16 protein-coding genes and 1 pseudogene are annotated in these 18,437 nt (G+C 71.8%); 9 read left to right on the forward strand and 8 right to left on the reverse strand.

Going from position 1 to position 18,437, the window contains the following annotated elements:
• Positions 1–2: 2 nt before the first annotated feature.
• Entirely contained in the window at positions 3–467 is a 465-nt protein-coding gene (locus OHT77_RS04305; protein ID WP_328826615.1) for a hypothetical protein, read from the forward strand.
• Between the two features lie 54 nt (positions 468–521).
• Here OHT77_RS04305 and OHT77_RS04310 read toward each other — a convergent pair whose 3' ends face one another.
• Positions 522–1,187 carry a TetR/AcrR family transcriptional regulator gene (locus OHT77_RS04310; protein ID WP_328826616.1) on the reverse strand — a complete coding sequence of 222 codons (666 nt, stop codon included), beginning with the start codon at positions 1,185–1,187 and terminating at the stop codon, positions 522–524.
• A gap of 203 nt (positions 1,188–1,390) precedes the next feature.
• On the opposite strand from OHT77_RS04310, the gene OHT77_RS04315 reads away from it, so the two are divergent.
• Positions 1,391–2,590 carry an alpha/beta hydrolase gene (locus OHT77_RS04315; protein ID WP_328826618.1) on the forward strand — a complete coding sequence of 400 codons (1,200 nt, stop codon included), beginning with the start codon at positions 1,391–1,393 and terminating at the stop codon, positions 2,588–2,590.
• A 209-nt stretch (positions 2,591–2,799) separates the two neighbouring features.
• Entirely contained in the window at positions 2,800–3,381 is a 582-nt protein-coding gene (locus OHT77_RS04320) for a hypothetical protein (protein WP_443047919.1), read from the forward strand.
• Positions 3,382–3,383: 2 nt separating this feature from the next.
• Here the strand turns inward: OHT77_RS04320 and OHT77_RS04325 are convergent, their stop codons facing one another.
• Genes OHT77_RS04325 through OHT77_RS04335 form a run of 3 tightly spaced genes read right to left on the reverse strand, consistent with a single transcriptional unit; the run spans position 3,384 to position 5,504 of the window.
• Positions 3,384–4,760 carry a hypothetical protein gene (locus OHT77_RS04325; RefSeq protein ID WP_328826620.1) on the reverse strand — a complete coding sequence of 459 codons (1,377 nt, stop codon included), beginning with the start codon at positions 4,758–4,760 and terminating at the stop codon, positions 3,384–3,386.
• 46 nt (positions 4,761–4,806) lie between these two features.
• Positions 4,807–5,085 carry a hypothetical protein gene (locus tag OHT77_RS04330; protein ID WP_328826621.1) on the reverse strand — a complete coding sequence of 93 codons (279 nt, stop codon included), beginning with the start codon at positions 5,083–5,085 and terminating at the stop codon, positions 4,807–4,809.
• Complete coding sequence (locus OHT77_RS04335) at positions 5,082–5,504, reverse strand: hypothetical protein (RefSeq protein WP_328826622.1); 423 nt, start codon at positions 5,502–5,504, stop codon at positions 5,082–5,084. Before OHT77_RS04335 ends, OHT77_RS04330 begins: the two co-directional genes overlap by 4 nt.
• A 127-nt stretch (positions 5,505–5,631) precedes the next feature.
• Here OHT77_RS04335 and OHT77_RS04340 point away from each other — a divergent pair, with 127 nt between their 5' ends.
• From OHT77_RS04340 to OHT77_RS04350, 3 genes are all read left to right on the forward strand, one after another.
• The gene (locus OHT77_RS04340; RefSeq protein WP_328826623.1) at positions 5,632–7,020 is read left to right on the forward strand and encodes a hypothetical protein; all 1,389 of its coding nucleotides are present in this window, start codon (positions 5,632–5,634) and stop codon (positions 7,018–7,020) included.
• Entirely contained in the window at positions 7,020–8,279 is a 1,260-nt protein-coding gene (locus OHT77_RS04345) for a hypothetical protein (protein ID WP_328826624.1), read from the forward strand. Before OHT77_RS04340 ends, OHT77_RS04345 begins: the two co-directional genes overlap by 1 nt.
• 141 nt (positions 8,280–8,420) lie before the next feature.
• Complete coding sequence (locus OHT77_RS04350) at positions 8,421–11,300, forward strand: hypothetical protein (RefSeq protein ID WP_328834152.1); 2,880 nt, start codon at positions 8,421–8,423, stop codon at positions 11,298–11,300.
• A gap of 21 nt (positions 11,301–11,321) precedes the next feature.
• On the opposite strand, the gene OHT77_RS04355 is transcribed toward OHT77_RS04350, so the two are convergent.
• Positions 11,322–12,551, reverse strand: a complete 1,230-nt coding sequence (locus tag OHT77_RS04355) for a PP2C family protein-serine/threonine phosphatase (protein WP_328826626.1) — start codon at positions 12,549–12,551, stop codon at positions 11,322–11,324.
• Positions 12,552–12,674: 123 nt separating this feature from the next.
• Here OHT77_RS04355 and OHT77_RS04360 point away from each other — a divergent pair, with 123 nt between their 5' ends.
• On the forward strand, positions 12,675–13,241 hold the full coding sequence (locus OHT77_RS04360; RefSeq protein WP_328826628.1) for an AAA family ATPase: 567 nt from the start codon (positions 12,675–12,677) through the stop codon (positions 13,239–13,241).
• Entirely contained in the window at positions 13,238–14,101 is an 864-nt protein-coding gene (locus OHT77_RS04365; protein WP_328826629.1) for a fructosamine kinase family protein, read from the forward strand. The genes OHT77_RS04360 and OHT77_RS04365 overlap by 4 nt, the downstream gene beginning before the upstream one ends.
• Before the next feature lie 38 nt (positions 14,102–14,139).
• On the opposite strand, the gene OHT77_RS04370 is transcribed toward OHT77_RS04365, so the two are convergent.
• Both OHT77_RS04370 and OHT77_RS04375 read right to left on the reverse strand, forming a co-directional pair.
• Positions 14,140–15,567 (reverse strand): alkaline phosphatase family protein, encoded by a 1,428-nt coding sequence (locus OHT77_RS04370; protein ID WP_328826630.1) that lies wholly within the window; start codon positions 15,565–15,567, stop codon positions 14,140–14,142.
• Positions 15,568–15,845: 278 nt separating this feature from the next.
• Positions 15,846–17,039 carry a PP2C family protein-serine/threonine phosphatase gene (locus OHT77_RS04375; protein ID WP_328826631.1) on the reverse strand — a complete coding sequence of 398 codons (1,194 nt, stop codon included), beginning with the start codon at positions 17,037–17,039 and terminating at the stop codon, positions 15,846–15,848.
• Positions 17,040–17,251: 212 nt separating this feature from the next.
• Here OHT77_RS04375 and OHT77_RS04380 point away from each other — a divergent pair.
• Positions 17,252–17,608: pseudogene (locus tag OHT77_RS04380) on the forward strand (hypothetical protein); the annotation flags it as partial.
• Here the strand turns inward: OHT77_RS04380 and OHT77_RS04385 are convergent.
• Positions 17,499–18,392 carry a LysR substrate-binding domain-containing protein gene (locus OHT77_RS04385; protein ID WP_328826632.1) on the reverse strand — a complete coding sequence of 298 codons (894 nt, stop codon included), beginning with the start codon at positions 18,390–18,392 and terminating at the stop codon, positions 17,499–17,501. The pseudogene OHT77_RS04380 and the gene OHT77_RS04385 overlap by 110 nt on opposite strands.
• Positions 18,393–18,437 lie beyond the last annotated feature (45 nt).

The raw sequence follows: 18,437 nt of genomic DNA on the forward strand, positions 1-18,437 counted from the left end.
ACATGGCCTACGTCCTCCAGGCGGTGATCGCCGGAGCCGAACTCCTCCGCGCCTCCGCACGGAACGTGTCCGATGCCCGCGTGGCATCGCTGGGCCAGGGTCTGTCGCTGCTGCCGATGACGGACGAGCTCTTCGACGCCGTCACCGACGGCAGCGGCGCGAGCCCCCTGGGGTTCTGGCGGCTGCCGGGCGGCTTCGACCGGGCCCTCGCCGAGTGGTCCGCCGGAGGACCGGTCGCCTATGTGGAGGCCGAGTACTTCGGCGGGACCGGCGAGCAACGAGCCGCCGTCTGGGCTGACGGAGCGCTCGCGTGGGGGCCGTCGGACGACCGAGCGATGGGACTCAGCCCGATCTCACAGGCCCTCCGGCGGCTCGGTGCCACGAGCGGACCTGGCCAGGACGAGTTCACGGCCGTGGGCCTGGACCGCCATCGGGACCACGCGGGCTGGGTTGCCGCAGCCTCGTGACGACCTGGCCACCGCTGTCCCGGTACCCGGCGACGAGGGCCGCGCCAACCCGCTTCAGGAACGGGGCGTCGTCGTCCCGCCGGGATAGGCGCCGGGTCCGAAGCCGCGGAACTCGGGTGCCGGGGGCAGCGGTTGGGTCCCCTCGGGCTGGATGCGCAGACCGTCCAGCAGCAGCCGCAGATAGCGCCGCCACAGGTCGGGCTCCCCGGTCTGGTCGGTGACCGCGGCCACCATCAGCTGGATCATCGGGAGATCCAGGTGCTCCATGTCGGGGCGCAGCGCCCCCTGTTCCTTGGCGCGCGCGATCAGCGGATCGACCAGGGGCTTGATCCGCCGGTCGACGACGGCGTGCCGCTGGGCTGCCTTGCCGGTGCCGAGCATGACCTCGCGCAACCCGCGGTCGTGCGCCTGGAGTTCGCACACCTTCTCCAGGCTGGACGCCAGCCCGTGCCACGGGTCGGGATCGGTGGCCGCCTCGCGGGCGGACGCCTCGACCTGGTCGATCATCGCGTCGAAGACCGCGTCGACCAGCTCTTCCTTGTTGGCGAAGTGCCGGTAGGCGGTGCCCACACCGAGCCCCGCGTGGCGGGCGACGTCGTCGAGGGTCGCGGCCAGACCCCGGTCACGGAACACCTCACGGGCCGCGGCCAGCAGACGGCGCCGGTTCAGCTCGGCGTCGCGCCGCAGCGGCGGCCTGCCGGGTTCAGCGCGCTCCGCCATGCCAGTCGCCACGCCTTCCGGATGGTGTCGGATCGTCCGGTTCATCGTACCGACGCGAGCTGGGCGCCCCTTGATCAGGTTCGACCGCGTGGGGCACCCGTCGAGCCTAAGCGGAGATGATATCTCCGTTTGATGCTACGGTGGGATCGGAAAGCGGAGATAGCATCTCCGCTTGCCGCTTCGCATCGACGGGAGAAGAGGACATGCACGCAGAGAACCCGGCACCCCAAGGGAAAGCCCGTACAGGCCGACGAAAGAGCAGCGCCGTCATCACGGTCACCGTGGTCGCGGGGTTGACCTTGGCCGCCTGCTCGTCGGGCGGCACCGGCTCCACGGGCGGGACATCCAGCCCCAACGCCAAGACAGTCGCCTGCCCCACGGGCACGACCGCCACCGCAGCCGGAGCACCCACCGCGATGCCCTCGGCGAACGCGGGAGGCATCGCCACGGCCAAGACCATCAAGAAGTCGGACACCGGCACCAGCACCGTGATCGACCCCACCGGCGCGCAGATCCGGTGCCCCGCCTCCGGGATCACCACGACGCACGACATCACGTACTCCTCGCCCACCACCGACGGCAGGAAGAGCGACCTGAAGCTGGACATCCAGGTGCCCACCTCCACGCCGGGAAAGAAGCCGCTGGTCGTGTATCTGACCGGCGGCGGGTTCGTCATGGCGGACCGCACCGCCAATCTCAGCCAGCGCACCTACGTGGCAGACCAGGGCTACGTGGTGGCGAGCATCCAGTACCGGACCACCAAGGACGGCGCCACGTACAAGGACGCCGTCGCCGATGTGAAGTCCGCGATCCGCTACCTCCGCGCCCACGCCGACACGTACTCCATCGACACCGGCCACGTCGCCGTGTGGGGCCAGTCCGCGGGCGGTTACCTGGCCGCGATGACCGGCGCCACCAACGGGGAGAAGTCCTTCGACGTCGGCGGCAACCTGAACCGGAGCAGTGAAGTGCAGGGCGTCGTCGACGAGTTCGGGCCAGCCGACCTGTCCAAGCTCGCGGCCGACTACGACACGGCGGCACAGCAGGCCAACTACGCGCCGGGCAACAGTGCGGCCCAATGGGTCTACGGCCCCGGTACCAAGAAGTCGATCGCGGACCGCACCAGCGAGGTCGCGGCCGCCGACCCCGCGACGCACATCAGCTCCAGGACGGCACCCTTCGTCCTGTTCCACGGCAGCGCCGACAACCTGGTCTCCCCCAGCGAGACCCTGGACCTCCACACGGCCCTCCGCGCCAAGGGAATCGACAGCACCCGTTACGTCCTCACCGGCGCGGGACACGGCGACCTGTCCTTCACCGGCAACACCTCGGCCGGACTTCCCTGGTCCACGCAGGAGACGATGGGCCACATCGTCGACTTCTTGGGGCAACACCTCAAGTAGCCCAGGAAAAGGCCGAGTTACGAGCCGACCCGGCTTCCACCGCGGCACCCCGCCCCCAAACCCGTCACGGTTCGTCACACTTCGTGCGGGCGGGTGGGCATGTCTGACACAGTGGCCCTTCATCCAGACATCAGGGGCGTACCGTGTCCAACTCCTTATTTGTGCCGTCGAAGAGGAAGCGTGACTGGAAGCTCGTCGGTGGAGTCGCCGTGGGGATTCTCGTCATCGGCGCCCTCGGCTCCGGCTGCCACGCCACCACCACCGGAGGCCGTACCACCGGTGCGAGCGGCAACGCCAAGACCGGGGGCAAGAGCAGGTCTGTCCCCCACTTCGTGGGCATGGGTCTCCAAGCCGCCCAGGACGCCGCCCAGAAGCAGGGGTTCTACAGCCTCACCTCGCACGACTCGCTCGGCCGTGACCGTCACCAGATCCTCGACCGGGACTGGAAGGTCTGCTCCCAGAACGTGAAGGCCGGCACCACCGTCTCCACCGACAAGCGCCTCGACTTCGGCGCGGTGAAGGTCGACGAGACCTGCCCGGCGAAGGATCAGTCCGCGCCCACTGCGGCCGGCAGGACGATGCCGGACTTCAAGGGGAAGGCGGTCAACACCGCCCGCCACGCACTCCCTTCCAGTACGTCGATCAGCGTCAAGGACGCCTCCGGCAAGGATCGTTACGTCCTCCTGGAGTCGAACTGGCAGGTGTGCTCCCAGAAACCGCCCGCCGGGACCAAGCTGAGTGGGCAGCCGGTGCAGTTCTCCGCGGTCAAGTTCGGGGAGTCCTGCCCGTAGCACTACACACATGCGTCCAGTACGACGCCCGCCACCTCTCTCATCCGGCGCGTGCGCAGATCGAGTACCGGACTCGGGTTCGAGAGGCCGTGGGAGGCGAGCAGGTTCATCAGGGCCCAGATGGTGTCGGGGCGTTCCGTCAAAGGGAGTTCACGGCCGTCCGGGGTGATGACCGTGGCCTCGGTGACGCCCGCGAGGAGGTTGGTGCGGGCCCAGTCGACGTCGTAGGACGCGCCGCTGGGGCTGACGCTGAGGACTACTTCCTTGGTGCGGTGGAGGGCGGTCAAGTAGTTCATGGGGACCGTCAGCCGGCGGGTGGCGTCGAACGGGGGTGTGCCGTCCGGGGGTTGGATGCGCAGGACCGTGTCCAGGACGGGGCCGTGGTCCTGGAAGGTGGTCCGGGCGCGCAGCTCCAGGAAGTGGGCGCGCGCCAGGACACCGCCCCGGCGCGACCATCCTCGGCCGACCGAGCCGAACGCCCCCTGCTCACCGGGGAGTTGGTCGGCGAGTCGGCGCGCTTCCTCGCCCGGTTCACTCACCGGCGCCTGTTCCTCGGGGTGGGCACGGTCCCGGTCGGCGAGGGCGGCGTAGCGTGCCGCAGTGCGCGGGTCCAGGCGCCGGAGGTCGATCGTGTCGCCGTTCATCACGACGCCTCCGGCCTCCCGGGAGATGCGCATCTGCTGGAGCTGGCGTTCAACTCGCCTCGTCACGGCGGCCGTTCGGCCTTCGAGGTCCGTCACCCGGCAGGTTCGCGTGCCGGCGAGCAGGGCGCTGCGCGGCCAGTGCGGGGTGACCGCCCGCTCATCCCCGGGAGCGGACGGGTCGACGAGGACGACCATGCGGCCCGCCGTGATCGCCGAGAGGCACAGGGACGGCACCCGCCATTCGCCCGTGACCTCGAAGGCGGTGGCCGCGTCGGTGACCTCGGCGTCGTGCACCCGCAGTCTGAGCTTGATCAGCGGCGTGAACTCGTCCGGGGTGTAGTCGCCGTGGTGGGTCGTGAAGGTCGACTCGCCGTCGGGGCTGTACCGGGACAGTGAGGCCTCCAGTACGTCCGCCCGTGCCAACCGCGCCTGCGTGGAGCCCTGTTGGGACCTGGGCGCCCACATCACGAAGGTGTCGTCCTCGTACGAGGTACGCCCGCCCTTCACGCGGTGCCCGCGCGTGATCCGGGGGAACATCTGGCGCGCGGCGGCGGTCGCCGCGACGGGGATCACGACCGTGATGACCAGCCCGGACCCGAACACGAGCACCGGCCAGCCCCAACCGGGAGCGTCGCTCCACGCGTCGTACCCGACGAAAAGAAAGAACAGACCGGCCGAACAGCAGACCGTGGCCAGCACCAACTGGCCCACGAACACACTCGTGTAGCTGCGCATGTCCCCTGCTTCTCTCTGTCCCCCACGCGCAGGCCGGGGTGACGGGTCAGTGCTCCGGGTCCGGCCGCGCGGTCGACTCCAGCCGCTCCGCGAACATCTGGAGGTCGGGGAGGCGGTGGGCGTCGTAGAGGAGGGAGTGGCTTCTGCCGTGTTTGGTGGTGATCGTCAGGCGGCGGAGGCGGCCGGTGCGGAACTGGATCCGGGGCTCCTCCCAGACGTGGTAGCGGGCGGCGTCGGCGTAGCCGAACACCTCCAGCACCCGGCCGTCGAAGGAGAGGAGCACGGAGTCGGTCGCCGGTACTTCGAGGAGCGGTGGCTGGGTCACGGGGTGACACCGTCGCCCGCGTAGAGGTACGCGCCGGGGTGGGCCGGGTCGGCCACCAGCAGGACCTGGTCGCCGGTGCGGGGGATGCGCAGCTTCGACACGACGGTCTGGAGGGCGATCCGGTCGGTGCGCCCGGCCGGCTGCACGACCAGGTCGACGACCGGGTCGTGGTTGACGAGTTGGCCGGTGTCGCCGATCGAGACGACGACGGCGGTGATGGTCGGCGCCCCAGCGGCGAGCAACTGCTGTACCGCGAGGCCCGAGTTGTAGGCGCCGATCGACTGCTGGACCCTGGCGTAGTCCTCGTTGCCGAGGAACGCGCGGGTGGTCCGGCCGTAGAAACCCTTGCCGCTGGCCACCTGGCCCGCGATCTCGGCGGCCCGCTCCTCGCGGCTCTTGCGACGCCCGAAGATTCCCATGACGACTGCTCCTTCTGGTGGGGGCGGATGCCCGTGTCTCCCGCTGTCCCTGTGGACGCTAGGTGGCCCGGAACGCCTACCGATCCCAGGTTCGCCCGGCCGAACTCGGACGACGTACCCTCCTGACATGCCGCTTCCGAGCCAGCCGACGGGCGAGCGCCGACCGCGCGCCATGGTCATCGACGGCGCGTGGCGTGCGCTCGGTCCCGGGCTGGAATCGCTCAGCGGCCCCGGTGGCGCCCCGCTGACCCGGACGGTCAAGCTGATCCTGCTGCCGCTGGTCGTCAGGCCGGCCCTGCACCCCGACCTCGCCGCGGACTTCCTCGCACCGGAACCCGCCGCGCGCCTCGACGCGCTGCTACGGGAGTCCGGCGGGCGGCTCGTCGCGACGGCACAGTGGTTCACCCTGCTCAAACGGACCCGCCGGGCGCTGGGCATCGTCGCGGGGCACCCCCAGGACCTGTACTTCCAGCGGTGCTTCGAACTGGCCGCCGAGCACGGTGAACCCGGCCCCGCTGCGGGCGCGTTGGCCAGGGCGGTCGTCGAGGAGGTCGCGGACGCGGACTGCGGCCGTACGGTGGACGCGCTGAAGCGGTATCTGGCGGATGCCGCTCAATATGCCCAGCTGGAGCGGGAGTTGGCCGTCGCGTGGGATGGGCGGGCGTCGACTCCGGTCGGTGATACGGCCGTTGCGGTCGCGCTGGCGGGCGAGGTTCTGGAGGCCTGCGGCGGGGCGGAGGGGCCTCGGGACTCACCGGCGTACGCGTCCATGGTGACGGCGGGACACGGTGGGCTGCTCGGGCGGGCCCTGTGGGCGCAGGCGGGCGGGGTCTGGGGGCGTGCGGATCTCCCCGCCCATCTCGGCCTGACCGAACGGCAGTTGCCGCCGCTCCCTCAGGTCGGCCGGGGTGCCTCGACGGCCACGTTGCCCGCGCCGCTGGACCGCACGCTCTTCGAGCGGCTCTTCGTCGTGCTCCAATCGTCGCCCCGGCGCGAGGAGTTGCCCACGGTGCCGGAACTCGTCGGGCGCGAGGTCGGCCGAAGCTGCGCTCCGCTCGGGCTGTACGACGAGAGCCTGCGCGTCGCCGTCGTCCTCGGCGGGCGACTCGCCGTGGGTCTCGACCCGCTGGGCATTGCGGCGCCCACACCGGGTCTCACCTCGGCACACCGGGCTGTCAACAGCCGCTGGCGCAGGGAGGCTTCGGTCCTGCGCGCCCGCCGGATGACCGTCTCGCCGCGCCCCGATCCGGACGGCGGCGCCCTGGACGCGCTCGCCCAGGACCTCCGGACGCCGTGGACCGCGTACATGCGGCGGCTCTGGGTGCGGTTGCACGGACGGGACGTACGGGACGCGGGACTTGCGGATGCGGGGGCGGCCTGGGCTGTGCTCGACGGGGTCGCCCGGTCCGTGATGATGGACCATCGGGCTCGGGTCCGGGCGGCGTTGCGGTCGTTGTCGGTGGGGTCGGTGGCAGCGCCTGACCTTGCGCGGGCGGCCGAGGCGAGGAGCGCGTGATGGCGCGGGGGGCCAGCGAGGGCGAGGTCGTTGTCTCGCGGGACGAGGACGGCACAGTCCACGTCACCGGGGGTCCTGTCGCCACCTCCGACTTCACCCGCGCGGTACTCGACGTCACCGGGGCGGTCCTCACCTGGCCCGTTCTCGGGGGCGCGGGGTTGCCTACAGCCGAGATCCATGACGTGCAGCGCGCGCAACAGTGGCTATGGGTGGTCTACGGCGAGCAGGTCGCCGCTGCCGTACACGCCTGCGCGGTGGGCGAGTTGGCGAGTGCGCGGGTGGCCACGGAGCCGACCGCCCTCGCGAGCAGCGCCGCCCGGCTCGGTTTCGGGCACTGGGCGGCGCGGTGGTGGCCCGCGTCGCACCTCGACGGGATCCCCACCCTCCAACCGGACGTGCTCGGGCTGGAGTTGGCCGCGCTCACCCACACATGCCAGCAACTGTTCGACGCGGATGACGATCAACCCGACGACTGCGCAGCCGAGTTGATCGGGGACCACGAGGCCGGTCTCGACACGCTGATCCAGTGGTGGCACTCCACACCGCCGTCGAGCGACACGGCACGCCGGCTGGAGCACGTTCTGCGGACGGTCGACGACGCGGCGGACGGCGCCGGGTTGGACGGGGAGCCGCTGCGCCATCTCCGCGCGGCCCTGGATCGGCCCCGCCCTGACGGCACTCCGGTCGATGCCACCGCGCTGTTCGCACGACACGACGACTACGCCCTCGCCGCCGGTGAACCCCTTGTCACAGGCGGCCGGGTGATCGCGCGGGGCAGGGGCACCAACGACTGGCGGCGCTGTCCGCCCGGCTTCGTCGACGCCTCCGAGACCGCCGTGTCCTGGACCGCCCGCGCACTCGGCGCACGGCGGCAGATCGAGGTCGAGGTCGTCGCGCACATCGCGGCGCCGGTCGCCGAGGTGCCCCTCGCGGCGGAGGTCCGGGTGAACGACGGGCCCCGGAGTCGGGTGCCCCTCTCCCGCCGGGCCGACGTGTGGTCCGGCCGGGCCGACCTGGACCTCCCGGCCGGCGAGACGGAGCCGCGCATCGAACTCGGTGTGCTGCTGCCCGGTTTCGACCCGGGGCCGGGTTCCGACAGCGGCGCCGACCGCGAGGCGATCCGTGCACTGGTCCGGCGACGCCTCGCGACAGCGGCAACACCAACCCCACTCGACGCACCCGACTCGCCACCGCAGGACGGCACTTCGGCACCCTTCCTCGCCGAGATCGCCGCCGCCACCACCGACGAGGACTACTGACGGATGCCGGACGAGAGAGCCAACCCGCCGGTGGGCGACGGAGTGAACCGCGCGACGGACGATGAGGCGGTTCGCAGCACGGACACCGGCGTGGACCGCCCTGCCGACACCGAAGCGGCTCACACCCCGGCCGACGGGGAGATGCGGCTCTACGGAGAGCCCTTCGACAGCGGTTTCGCCCGCGCCGAGCGGCTCCAGCTGGCCGCCGATCTCACCACCGCGATCGCCGTCTACGAGGAACTGCTCACCCTGGCCGAGTCCATCGAGGACTCCCCCGACGTGCAGTTCCTACGGGCACACCTCCTGTCGGACATCACGAGCGTCCGCCTCACCGCGACGGACCTGGAAGGCGCGGAGGAGGCCAACCGGCGTTCCCGTGAACTCCTCGACGGCATCGCGTCGGCGCCGATGGGCCCGCGTGGCCGTCAGTTGTGGCTGGAGATGCTGCTGCGGACGCTGATCGCCGGGTCCGATCTCCTGCGCAGGACCGGGCGGCTGGACGAGGCGTTGGCCTGTCTCGACGAAGCGGCGCTCAGGCTGCCCGAGTTCGACGACCCCGACGGACTGCGTACCTCTGAACTCGGTCTGAACCGTGTGCACTTATTGATGGATCGGGGTGAGTGGGGAGCCGCCGAGGACCAGGCGTCGGCGCTGCTGTCGACCACGCCGACGACCGCCGTGGAGACAGTCCCCCGACTGCTGGTCGCCCTCGGGCTGATCTGCTCCTCCACCGGGCGGTTCGACGCGGCCGAGGACTACTTCGCCCGCGCGGAGGACCACTTCCGGGCGGTGGGCGACACCGGCGGCGAGCGGACGCTGCTCGCGCACCGGGCGTACGTGGCGCTGCACCGGGGTGAACTCGGCCTGGCGGAGCGGTTGTTCGCGGAGGCGTCCGCGTTCTTCGAGCGGCAGCGGTGGTTCGGGGACCTGGCGGTGTGCGAGCAGGCCCGTGCCTTTCTCGCCGGGCGGCGCGGTGACGCGCTCGGCGCGGAGGACCTGCTGGCGGCGAGCCTGGCCCGGTTCGAGCGGCTCGGTGCCTCGATCGGCGCCGCCGACACGATGCTGCTGGGCGCCCAACACGCTTACGACCGGGGCGACATCGACGAGATGAAGCGGCTGGCCCAGGGCGCCCGTGACGTGTACCAGGAGCGGGAGGTGTACGAGCGGTGCGCGCAGGTCGACCTCATGCTCGCGCGCACCCTTGAGGACAACCTCGGCCGGACCGACCGCGGCGACCACGAACGGCGGTCCGTCGACACCGCGCTGTCCCTCGCCCTGCCCGCCGCCCTGGCCCTGGAGGCGGCACGCTACGACTTCACGACCGCCCACGCCCGCAGCCAGTGGCTCCAACTGGCCGATGAGGCGATGCAGTTGGTGTTCCGCCTGGCGATCCGCCGCCAGGACCAAGGTCTGCTCTTCGAACTCGCCGAACACCGTTGCGCGGGGGCCTCGTTGGCCCTGGACCACGCGTCGCCCGCCCAACCGTCGGACGACGTGACGTCGGTCTTCCCCGGCGCGGCCATGAAGTCGTACGGACCTCCCGAGCACACCGAGGGCTCGATGACGCTCGGCGGGGTAGCGGCGGAGGCCGCCGCTTCGGCCGGGCTGCGGGTGGCGCCGCCGCCGAAGGTGCGGATGCCGGCGCAGTCGGGCCCGGGCCGGGTCGCGCTCCAGGAGTACATCGCGGCGGCCGAGTTCCGGTACCGCCGGCGGATCGTGCACGAGGAGGAGGTGCCGTTCTGGATCACCGACGACATGACGAGCCGCCCGGTGGTCCAGGTCCGACTGGCCGACGCCGGCGACCTGTTCATGACCTGGACGTGGGTGGGCGGGGCCCGGGGTTTCGGTACCGGTCAGGGGCCTGGCGCCGAAGTCGACCAGGCGGTGCGGGAGTTGGCGGACGCACTGCCGGGGGCGGGCGACGGCGCTGAAGGCATGAGGCAGGCCTTCGACACGGGCGCGCTGACCGAGCGCGGGAGGGAACGCCGACTCGCGCGGGCGCTGGCCGAGGCGCTGTGGCCGGAGCAACTGACCGCGCAGCTGCGCCGGGTGGCGGAGCGGGCGGGCCGTCCCCTCGTACGGATCCAACCGTCGCCCCGCGTTGCCCAGGTCCCGTGGGAACTGCTCGCCGTCGACGCCGACACCGACGTACGGCTCATCGATCTCGCGGACGTCGTGACCACCGCACCGGCGTCCCTGCGGCCACGGACCCCGGCGGCACCTCGGCCGCAGGGCGCGGACGCGGGCCCGGTCGTCCTCGTCCTCGACCCCCGTGTCCCCGGCTTCCGCGCCGACTCCGCGCTCGGCTCGGTCCTGGGGCCGCCCGGCTCCGACCCGGAGCTGTCGTCCCTGGTCCGGACCCGTCTCGACGCGGGTCCCGTCGTACCGTCCGTGACCGACCCGGCCGAGGCCTTCCGCCGCACCGATCTGGACCGGGACTGGCTGAGCGACGTGCTGCGCAGGGGTGCGCGGAGGCTGCTGTACGTCGGGCATGTGAGCGGTGCGCCGGTTGAGGGCGGCCAGAGCGAGGACGGCACCCTGCATCTGTGCTGCGGCGCGGGCGCGACCGGGCTCGCCGAACCTCTCCGCACCCATCGTCCGCTCTCCGCCAAGGACCTCCTGCTGGGCTCGCTGCCGCTGCGTGCGGACGGTGAGCCGGGTGCGCGGATCTGGCCCGCGCCGCCCCGGGTCGCCCTCATCGGCTGTGAGAGCGGCGGGGATCTGCGGTTCGCGGAGTCGTTCGGACTGGCGACGGCGATGCTGCACAACGGCGCCGAACTGGTCACCGCCACCCGCTGGGTCCTGCCGACCAGCTTCGCCTTCCACCGGCTGGCCCAACTGCCCGCGTCCGTAAGCCCGTTGACGGAGGCGATCGTCGCCGTCGACATCGCGCACGAGCACGAGGACCCCGTGCGGAGCCTCGGCGGCTGGCAGCGCGGGCAGCTGGACCGCTGGCGCGCGGAGGGCCGTATCGAGCACGCGCCGTTGTTGTGGGCGGCGATGACCTCCATCGTCGTATGACCCACCGCATCGCGGCGCGGGTCAGAGCCGGACGATGATCAGGGCCGTGTCGTCGGTGGCGCCCCCGTGCGGGAGCAGTTCGAGGAGTACGGCGTCGGCGAGGGCCTCGGGGTCGGTGTCGAGGTGGCGGAGGAGGGAGTCGGCGAGGCGGGCGAGGCCGGTGTCGATGTCCTCGCGGCGGCGTTCGACGAGGCCGTCGGTGTAGAGGACGAGGGTGGAGCCGCGGGAGAACGTGGTGGTGGCCTGGGGTCGGCGCATCGGGTCGGGTCGGGCGTCGAGGGGCGGATCGGTGGCCCGGTCCAGGAATTCGACGCGGCCGTCGGGGTGGACCAGGGCGGGCGGTGGGTGGCCGGCGCTGCTGTAGGTGATGGTGAGGCGGTCGAAGTCGACGAACGTGGTGACGGCGGTGGCGGACTCGGCGCCGTCGACGACGTTGGCGTAGCGGCCCAGGACGTCGAGGGCCTCGGCGGGGCCGGCCGCGACGCGTGAGGTGGCGCTCAGGGCGCTGCGCAGCTGGCCCATGACGCCGGCGGCGGCCAGGCCGTGGCCGACGACGTCGCCGACGGAGACGCCGATGCGGTTGCCGCCGACCAGGTCGACGACGTCGTACCAGTCGCCGCAGACGTTCAGGGAGCCGACGGCGGGGCGGTAGCGGACGGCGATCTGGTGGCGGGCGCGCTGGCGGCGGGTGGGGAGCATCGCGTCCTGGAGGGCGAGGGCGACCTCGCGTTCGCGGGCGTGGGCGCTGCGCAGCCGGTCGTTGAGCTCCTGGAGTTCGCGGGCGCGGGTGTACAGCTCGGCCTCCAGGACGCGGGTGCGGCCGCCGCCGGCGCCGGCACGGGCCCGGATCAGTTCGGTGACCTCCTCGACCCGGTGGACGAGGAGGACGACCTTGCCGTCCGGGCCGAGCACGGGCGCGTTGACCGGGCTCCAGTAGCGCTGCTCCCACTCCCCGGGGCAGGCCGTCGACTCGACGTCGTAGCGCTGGAGGGCCATGGCGTCGCGTTCGCCGGTGGAGAGGACGCGGCGCAGTGAGGTCTCCAGGTTGCGCATGCCGGTGGCGGCCGGGTCGTTCGGGTTGTCGGGGAAGACGTCGAAGAGGAAGCGGCCGACGACCTGTTCGCGGGTGCGGCCGGACATGCGGAGGAACTCCTCGTTGGCGTCCGCGTACACCAGGTCGGGGGTCAGCAGGGCCACCATGCCGGGCAGCCCTTGGAACACCGCCGCGTAGTCGATCTCCGCGTCCGCCATGGCCCTGCCACCAATCGCCGCTATCACACCATTTTCCTACGATATAGGCAGACCGGACGCTCTCCAGGGCGCACTTCGCGGTCACCCGATCACTCAGTGCCACATGGTCGATAGGGTGCCCCGGTGACCACCCCTTCCTCCCCCACCCGGCTGATCGTCCTGCGCGGCAACAGCGCCTCCGGCAAGAGTTCGGTCGCCACCGGTCTGCGCGAGCGGTACGGCCGCGGGATCGCCCTGGTGCGCCAGGACGTCCTGCGGCGCGAGGTGCTGCGCGAGCGCGACATCCCCGGCGGCGCGAACATCGGCCTGATCGACCTGACCGTCCGGCACGCCCTGGCGCACGGCTTCCACACCGTGCTGGAAGGCATCCTCCACTTCCCCCACTACGGCGGGATGCTGGCCGGGCTGCTCGCCGACCACCCCGGGCGCACGCACTGCTACTACCTCGACGTGCCCTTCGAGGAGACCCTCGCCCGGCACGCCACCAAACCCATCGCGGACGAGGTCACCGAGGAGCAACTCCGTGAGTGGTACACGCCGTTGGACCTGCTGCCGGGCGGTGTCGAGACGGTGATCCCGGCCGCGAGTCCGCTGGAGGAGACGGTCGACCGGGTGCTGCACGAGTCCGGGCTCTGTGTCTCACCGTGCGCTCACGTGCGCCCTCTTCCCGCTCGTACGCCGGCACCGTGATCGACGGCGAGAGTGCGGGTGGCGCGGCTGCTCGGCTCACCGGGTGTGCGGTGATCGGTGAGCGTCCGCTGTCCGGGGCGGTCGTCGAAGTCGCCCTCGACGGTGGGCATTTGGTGGTGGTGAAGGGCGACGACGCGCCGGGCGCCGTGGCTGCCGAGGCGGCGGGGCTGCGGTGGCTGGCGGAGGCCGGGACGGTGCGTGTGCCCGCGGTGCGCGGGGTGGACGAACGCTGGCTGGTCACCGACCTCGTCCGCACCGGGCCGCCGAGTGCGCGGGCAGCCGTCCGGTTCGGCCGTGACCTGGCCGCACTGCACGCCTCGGGCGCACCCGCGTTCGGGGCGCCACCGCCCGGCGGCCCTACGGACGCGTACATCGGGCTCGCGCCGATGCGCAACGTCCCCGCCGACGACTGGCCCAACTGGTATGCCGGGCAACGGGTGTTGCCCTATCTGCGGCGCGCGGTCGACGCGGGCACCCTGCGGCCCGCCGAGGCGTCCGCGGTGGAGGCGGTCTGCGAACGGCTGCCCCTCCTCGCCGGTCCCGCCGAGCCGCCCGCCCGACTCCACGGCGACCTGTGGAACGGCAACGTGCTCTGGGGCGCCGACGGCCACGTCCGGCTGATCGACCCGGCCGCACACGGCGGCCACCGGGAGACCGACCTCGCGATGCTGCACCTCTTCGGCTGCCCCCACCTGTCCGACGTGCTGGCCGGCTACCAGGAGGCCGCCCCGCTCGCCCCCGGCTGGGCCGACCGTATCGGGCTGCACCAGCTGTTTCCGCTGCTGGTGCATGTGGTGCTGTTCGGGCGGGGTTACGCGGAGCGGGCGGTGGCTGCGGCGCGGGGAGCCCTGGCCGGGTAACACCGGCCGGGGCCGCCCGTCACCACCCTCCGCTCCGGTCAGACGTGCGGGCGGCGGCCCCGTTCCTGGTGGGGGAACTTCTGGTCCGCGCCCGGGAGGGTGGGCTTCGGGAGGGTTGCCACTTCCTCCTTCGCCTTCTCCAGCTGCTCCGCCGTGTCGTCGGGGAGCCGGGGCGAGCGCGGGCGGGCGTCGCGGAAGCGGAACGCGGAGGTGAAGTCGCCGAAGGTCTCACGGCGCCAGTCGGTGACGTTCGGCTCCTCGACACCGGTGAAGCGCTCCAGGAACTGCAGCGCCGAGGTGTGGTCGAAGGCTTCCGAGGCGACCCAACCACCCACGGTCCAGGGCGAGATGATGATCGCGGGGACGCGGAACCCGCCGCCGATCGGGAGACCCTGGATGAACTCGTCCTTCGTGCCCGCGCGCGGCGTCGGGGGCACGACGTGGTCGAACAGGCCGTCGTTCTCGTCGTAGTTGAGGATGAACGCGGTCTTGCGCCACACCTTCGGGTTGGACGCGATGGCCTCGATCTTCGACGCGACGTAGTCGGCGCCGGCGGCCGGGAGGTAGTCCGGGTGCTCGGACTGGTAGCTCGTGGGGCAGATCCACGAGACCGTGGGCAGCCGGTCGTTGCGCGCGTCGTCCTCGAACGTCCCGTGCGGCTGCGGGCGTACGCCCCGCTCGTACAGGTCGGAGCCGGGCTGCGCGTTCTTGAACGAGGCGAACTGCTCCAGCATGTTGGTGCCGTAGTCGTCCTCCTCCTGGTACACCTTCCAGCTGACGCCGGCGTTCTGGAGGCGCTCCGCGTACGTCGTCCAACGGTAGGGCGTCGGCGCGACGTTGCTGATGATCGGGCCGCCCTGTGTGCCGCCGGGGTCGATCGAACCGGTCATCCACATCAGTCGGTTGGGCCAGGTGGGACCGAACACCGAGCAGAAGTAGTTGTCGCAGATGGTGAAGGTCTCGGCGAGCGCGAACTGGAACGGGATGTCCTCGCGCGTGTAATAGCCCATCACATAGGGGCCGTTGACGCCGTCGGCGGCACGGTGGGCCGGCAGCCACTGGTCCATCTTGCCGTTGTTCCAGGCCTGGTGCTGCACCGACCAGGCGTGACTGGTGGACGGGATGGCCTGCGCGCTGGAGGTGTGGGTGTCGAGGTGGAACGGAAGGAGGTAGCCCTTGGGGTTCACCGCGTCCGGCTGGTAGAAGACGCTGCGCCCGGTGTCGAGTTTGCGTGCGTGCGGATCGGCGAAACCGCGAACGCCGGACAGGGTGCCGAAGTAGTGGTCGAACGACCGGTTCTCCTGCATCAGCATGACGACGTGTTCGATGTCGCGCAGCGAGCCGTTCTTCGGCGGCTCGGCGGCGACGGCTTTCTGGACGCTCGGCGGGAGGAGGGAGAGTGCCGCGGCGCCGCCCACCGCGCCCGCGGCGGAACCCAGGAGTCTGCGACGTGTCAACTCGGCCATGACTGCCCCTTCTTGAAGAGCTTCGAGGGATCTCGTGGACCAGACCTCGGATCACTCTCCGCCCCTTCAGGTGGGGGCTGTCAGGGGCGTGCGGTGAATTTGCGGCCAACGTGCGGAAAGGGGTTGGCCAAGCCGTGACCGGCGACATCGGGGCGTTGCTCGGGTGTTGCCAAACCTTGGGGGACGGGTGGGTCCCGCATGAGCCGGCGAACTCGGCGGTTCCGGGGCCGGATTCGTTTCGCGTACGCGAAGTTCGCCGAACGCCTCGAACGGTGTGGCTAGGCCGGACCTCTCGGCCGGAGGCGGGCGGCGATCGCGGCCACGTCGTCCTCGGCCTCCTGGACGTGGAGGCGCAGCACGATGTCGTCGAGGAGGCGGGAGACGCCCTGGCCGGGGTGGAGGCGGAGCCGGGCCAGCCGGGCGAGGGAGACGTCGATGTCCTCGCCGCGGCGCTCGACCAGGCCGTCGGTGAACATGACCAGGGTGTCCTCGGGGGTGAGGGTGAGCGTGGTCATCTCGAAGTCGGCGAGGCCGGTGCCGAGGGGCGGTCCGACGGGGACGGGGATGAGTTCGCCGGCGCCGTCGCGGTGGAAGACGGCGGGCGGGAGATGGCCGGCGCTGGCGAAGGCGGCCGTGCCGCGTTCCGGGTCGAGGAGGGCGAGGAGGCAGGTCGCGGGGCGGCGGTTGTGCTCCTCGGACATGGCGGTGTCCATCTGGCGCAGGATGCGGTGGGGCGGCAGGTCGGTGGAGGCGACGTAGCGCAGCATCGAGCGGTACGCGTTCATGTCGACGGCCGCGTCCAGGCCGTGCCCCATGACGTCGCCGATGACGAGGAGGGTGCGGCCGTAGTGCAGTCGTACGGCCTCGAACCAGTCGCCGCCGACGAGGGTGCCGGTGCCGGCGGGGAGGTAGCGGGTGGCCATGTCGACGTTGGGGTGGGGGCGGCTGGGTTCGGTGAGCAGGACCTGCTGGAGGTTGAGGGCGGTGGTGCGCAGGCGGTGGTGTTCGACGGCGTGGTGCAGGTGGGCGGCGGTGAGGCGGGCCGCGTAGTGCACGCATGCGGCCTCGGCGTCGGTGAAGGCGCGGCCGGCGCGGATCGCGAGAAGGGCGCCGTAGGCCTTGCCCCAGGCGGTCAGCGGGACGGAGAGGGCGGCGATGACGCCGTGGTCGCTCGTGGTGAATGACGTGGTGATGGGGTGGCCCGCGTCCAGGGCGCGGACCATGACGTCCTCGCGGGGCGCGGTGCGGAGGCTGTCGAGCAGTTCCTTGTGGCCCTCGGCCGCCATCGGGTGGAGCATGCCGTGCGGGGCCGGGCGTGCCTCGTCCTGCGCGAACAGGTCCACGGCCGCGGCGTCGCACAGCCCGTCGACCAGGAACCGCGCGCACTCCGCCGCCGTCCTGCGTTCGTCGAGCGTCGACCCGATGGCCGAGACGGCCCGCTCCGCGAGCACGAACCGATCCGCCGAACCCACCTCTGACCCGTCAACCCCGTCGCCGTCCACACCCGTCCCTTTCTGCCGCCCCCATCCCAACACCCGCGCGGGCGTTCGGGCGGTAGCGACCCGTGGCGGGGCGTGATCGGTTGGGGCGAAGGCTGGTCACGGGGGGGGCGAAACTCCGTGGCCGGTGGCTCGTACCGCCGATATCGTCCGGTCGGATCCCTTGATCCGATCCCGTGCCCCCCTACCCGGTCCTGAACGAGGACTACGCGATCAGGATCGCGCGGGACTGGAACGTCAAGCACGACGGTGCCGGTTTCGTGACGCGCTTCGACGTGGACGCGGAGTTCCTGTCGCGCTGCCCCGTCCAGCAGGCGGGCGGCCGGACGATCCTGGAGCTGTGGGTCCCGGCCGAGGAGCTGGACGAGTTCAACGCACACATCCGAGAATCCTTCGGACCGGCCACGGAGGGAAGACCGCCGCACGCCCCTCTCACACGGCTCGACCCGTGGGAAACCGACCCGTGCCGCGATGCACGCTCTCGGCGATCCGCACGAACGACCGGATCAGCGGACCGGCGTCGGCCGTGCGCCACGCGATGACGAACCGGCTCGGCGCCATGTCGGTCAGCGGCACCACCGTCAGCCCTTCCGGAAGGTCGTGCCCGAGCGGCATCAGCCCCACGGTGCCGTTCCACAGCACCGACTGCAGACACTCGCGAGCCGTCCGTACGACGGGCCCGTCACGGCGTCGGCCGTCGTCCGCCGAGCCCGTCCAGTAGGCGTGCCACACCGGGTCCGTGCCGTCCGGGAAGCGGAACCAGCGACGCCCGGCGAGGTCGGCCAGGCGCAGGCTGTCCCGCTGCGCGAGGGGGTCGTCCGTGCGGAGGACCACGCCGACGCGTTCCGAGCGCAGGGTGCGGGTGGCGATGCCGGTGTCGTCGAAGGGTGCCCTGGTCAGCGCCACATCCACGAGCCCGGCCCGCAGTCCCGCGGTCGGATCGGTCAGGTCCGACTCACGGATGAGGATGCGGGCGGCGGGATGGTGTTCCCGGTACGCGGCGGCGAGCCGGGTCCCGAACGCCTCCGCGCTGTCGGCGAGGGTCCCCACGGTCAGCGTGACCGGTCCGGCCAACTCGGCCACGCGCTCCCGCATCCGGTCGGCCTGCGCCAGCAGCGCGCACGCCTCCTCGTGGAGCAGGACTCCGGCCGGGGTCAGCGCCACCCCGGTCGGTGAGCGGAGCAGCAGGACACAGCCGAGGTCGGCCTCCAGCTGTTTGATCGCCCGGCTCAGCGGCGGCTGGGTCATCCGCAGCCGTACGGCGGCCCGGCCGAAGTGGAGTTCCTCGGCGACCGCCACGAAATAGCGCAGCGTGCGTAGCTCCATGACCGGCGATGATACCGACCCGGTATCGGCCGTGCGGGATCGGTC

The organism is Streptomyces sp. NBC_00252, from assembly GCF_036187565.1.
Lineage (GTDB): Bacteria > Actinomycetota > Actinomycetes > Streptomycetales > Streptomycetaceae > Streptomyces.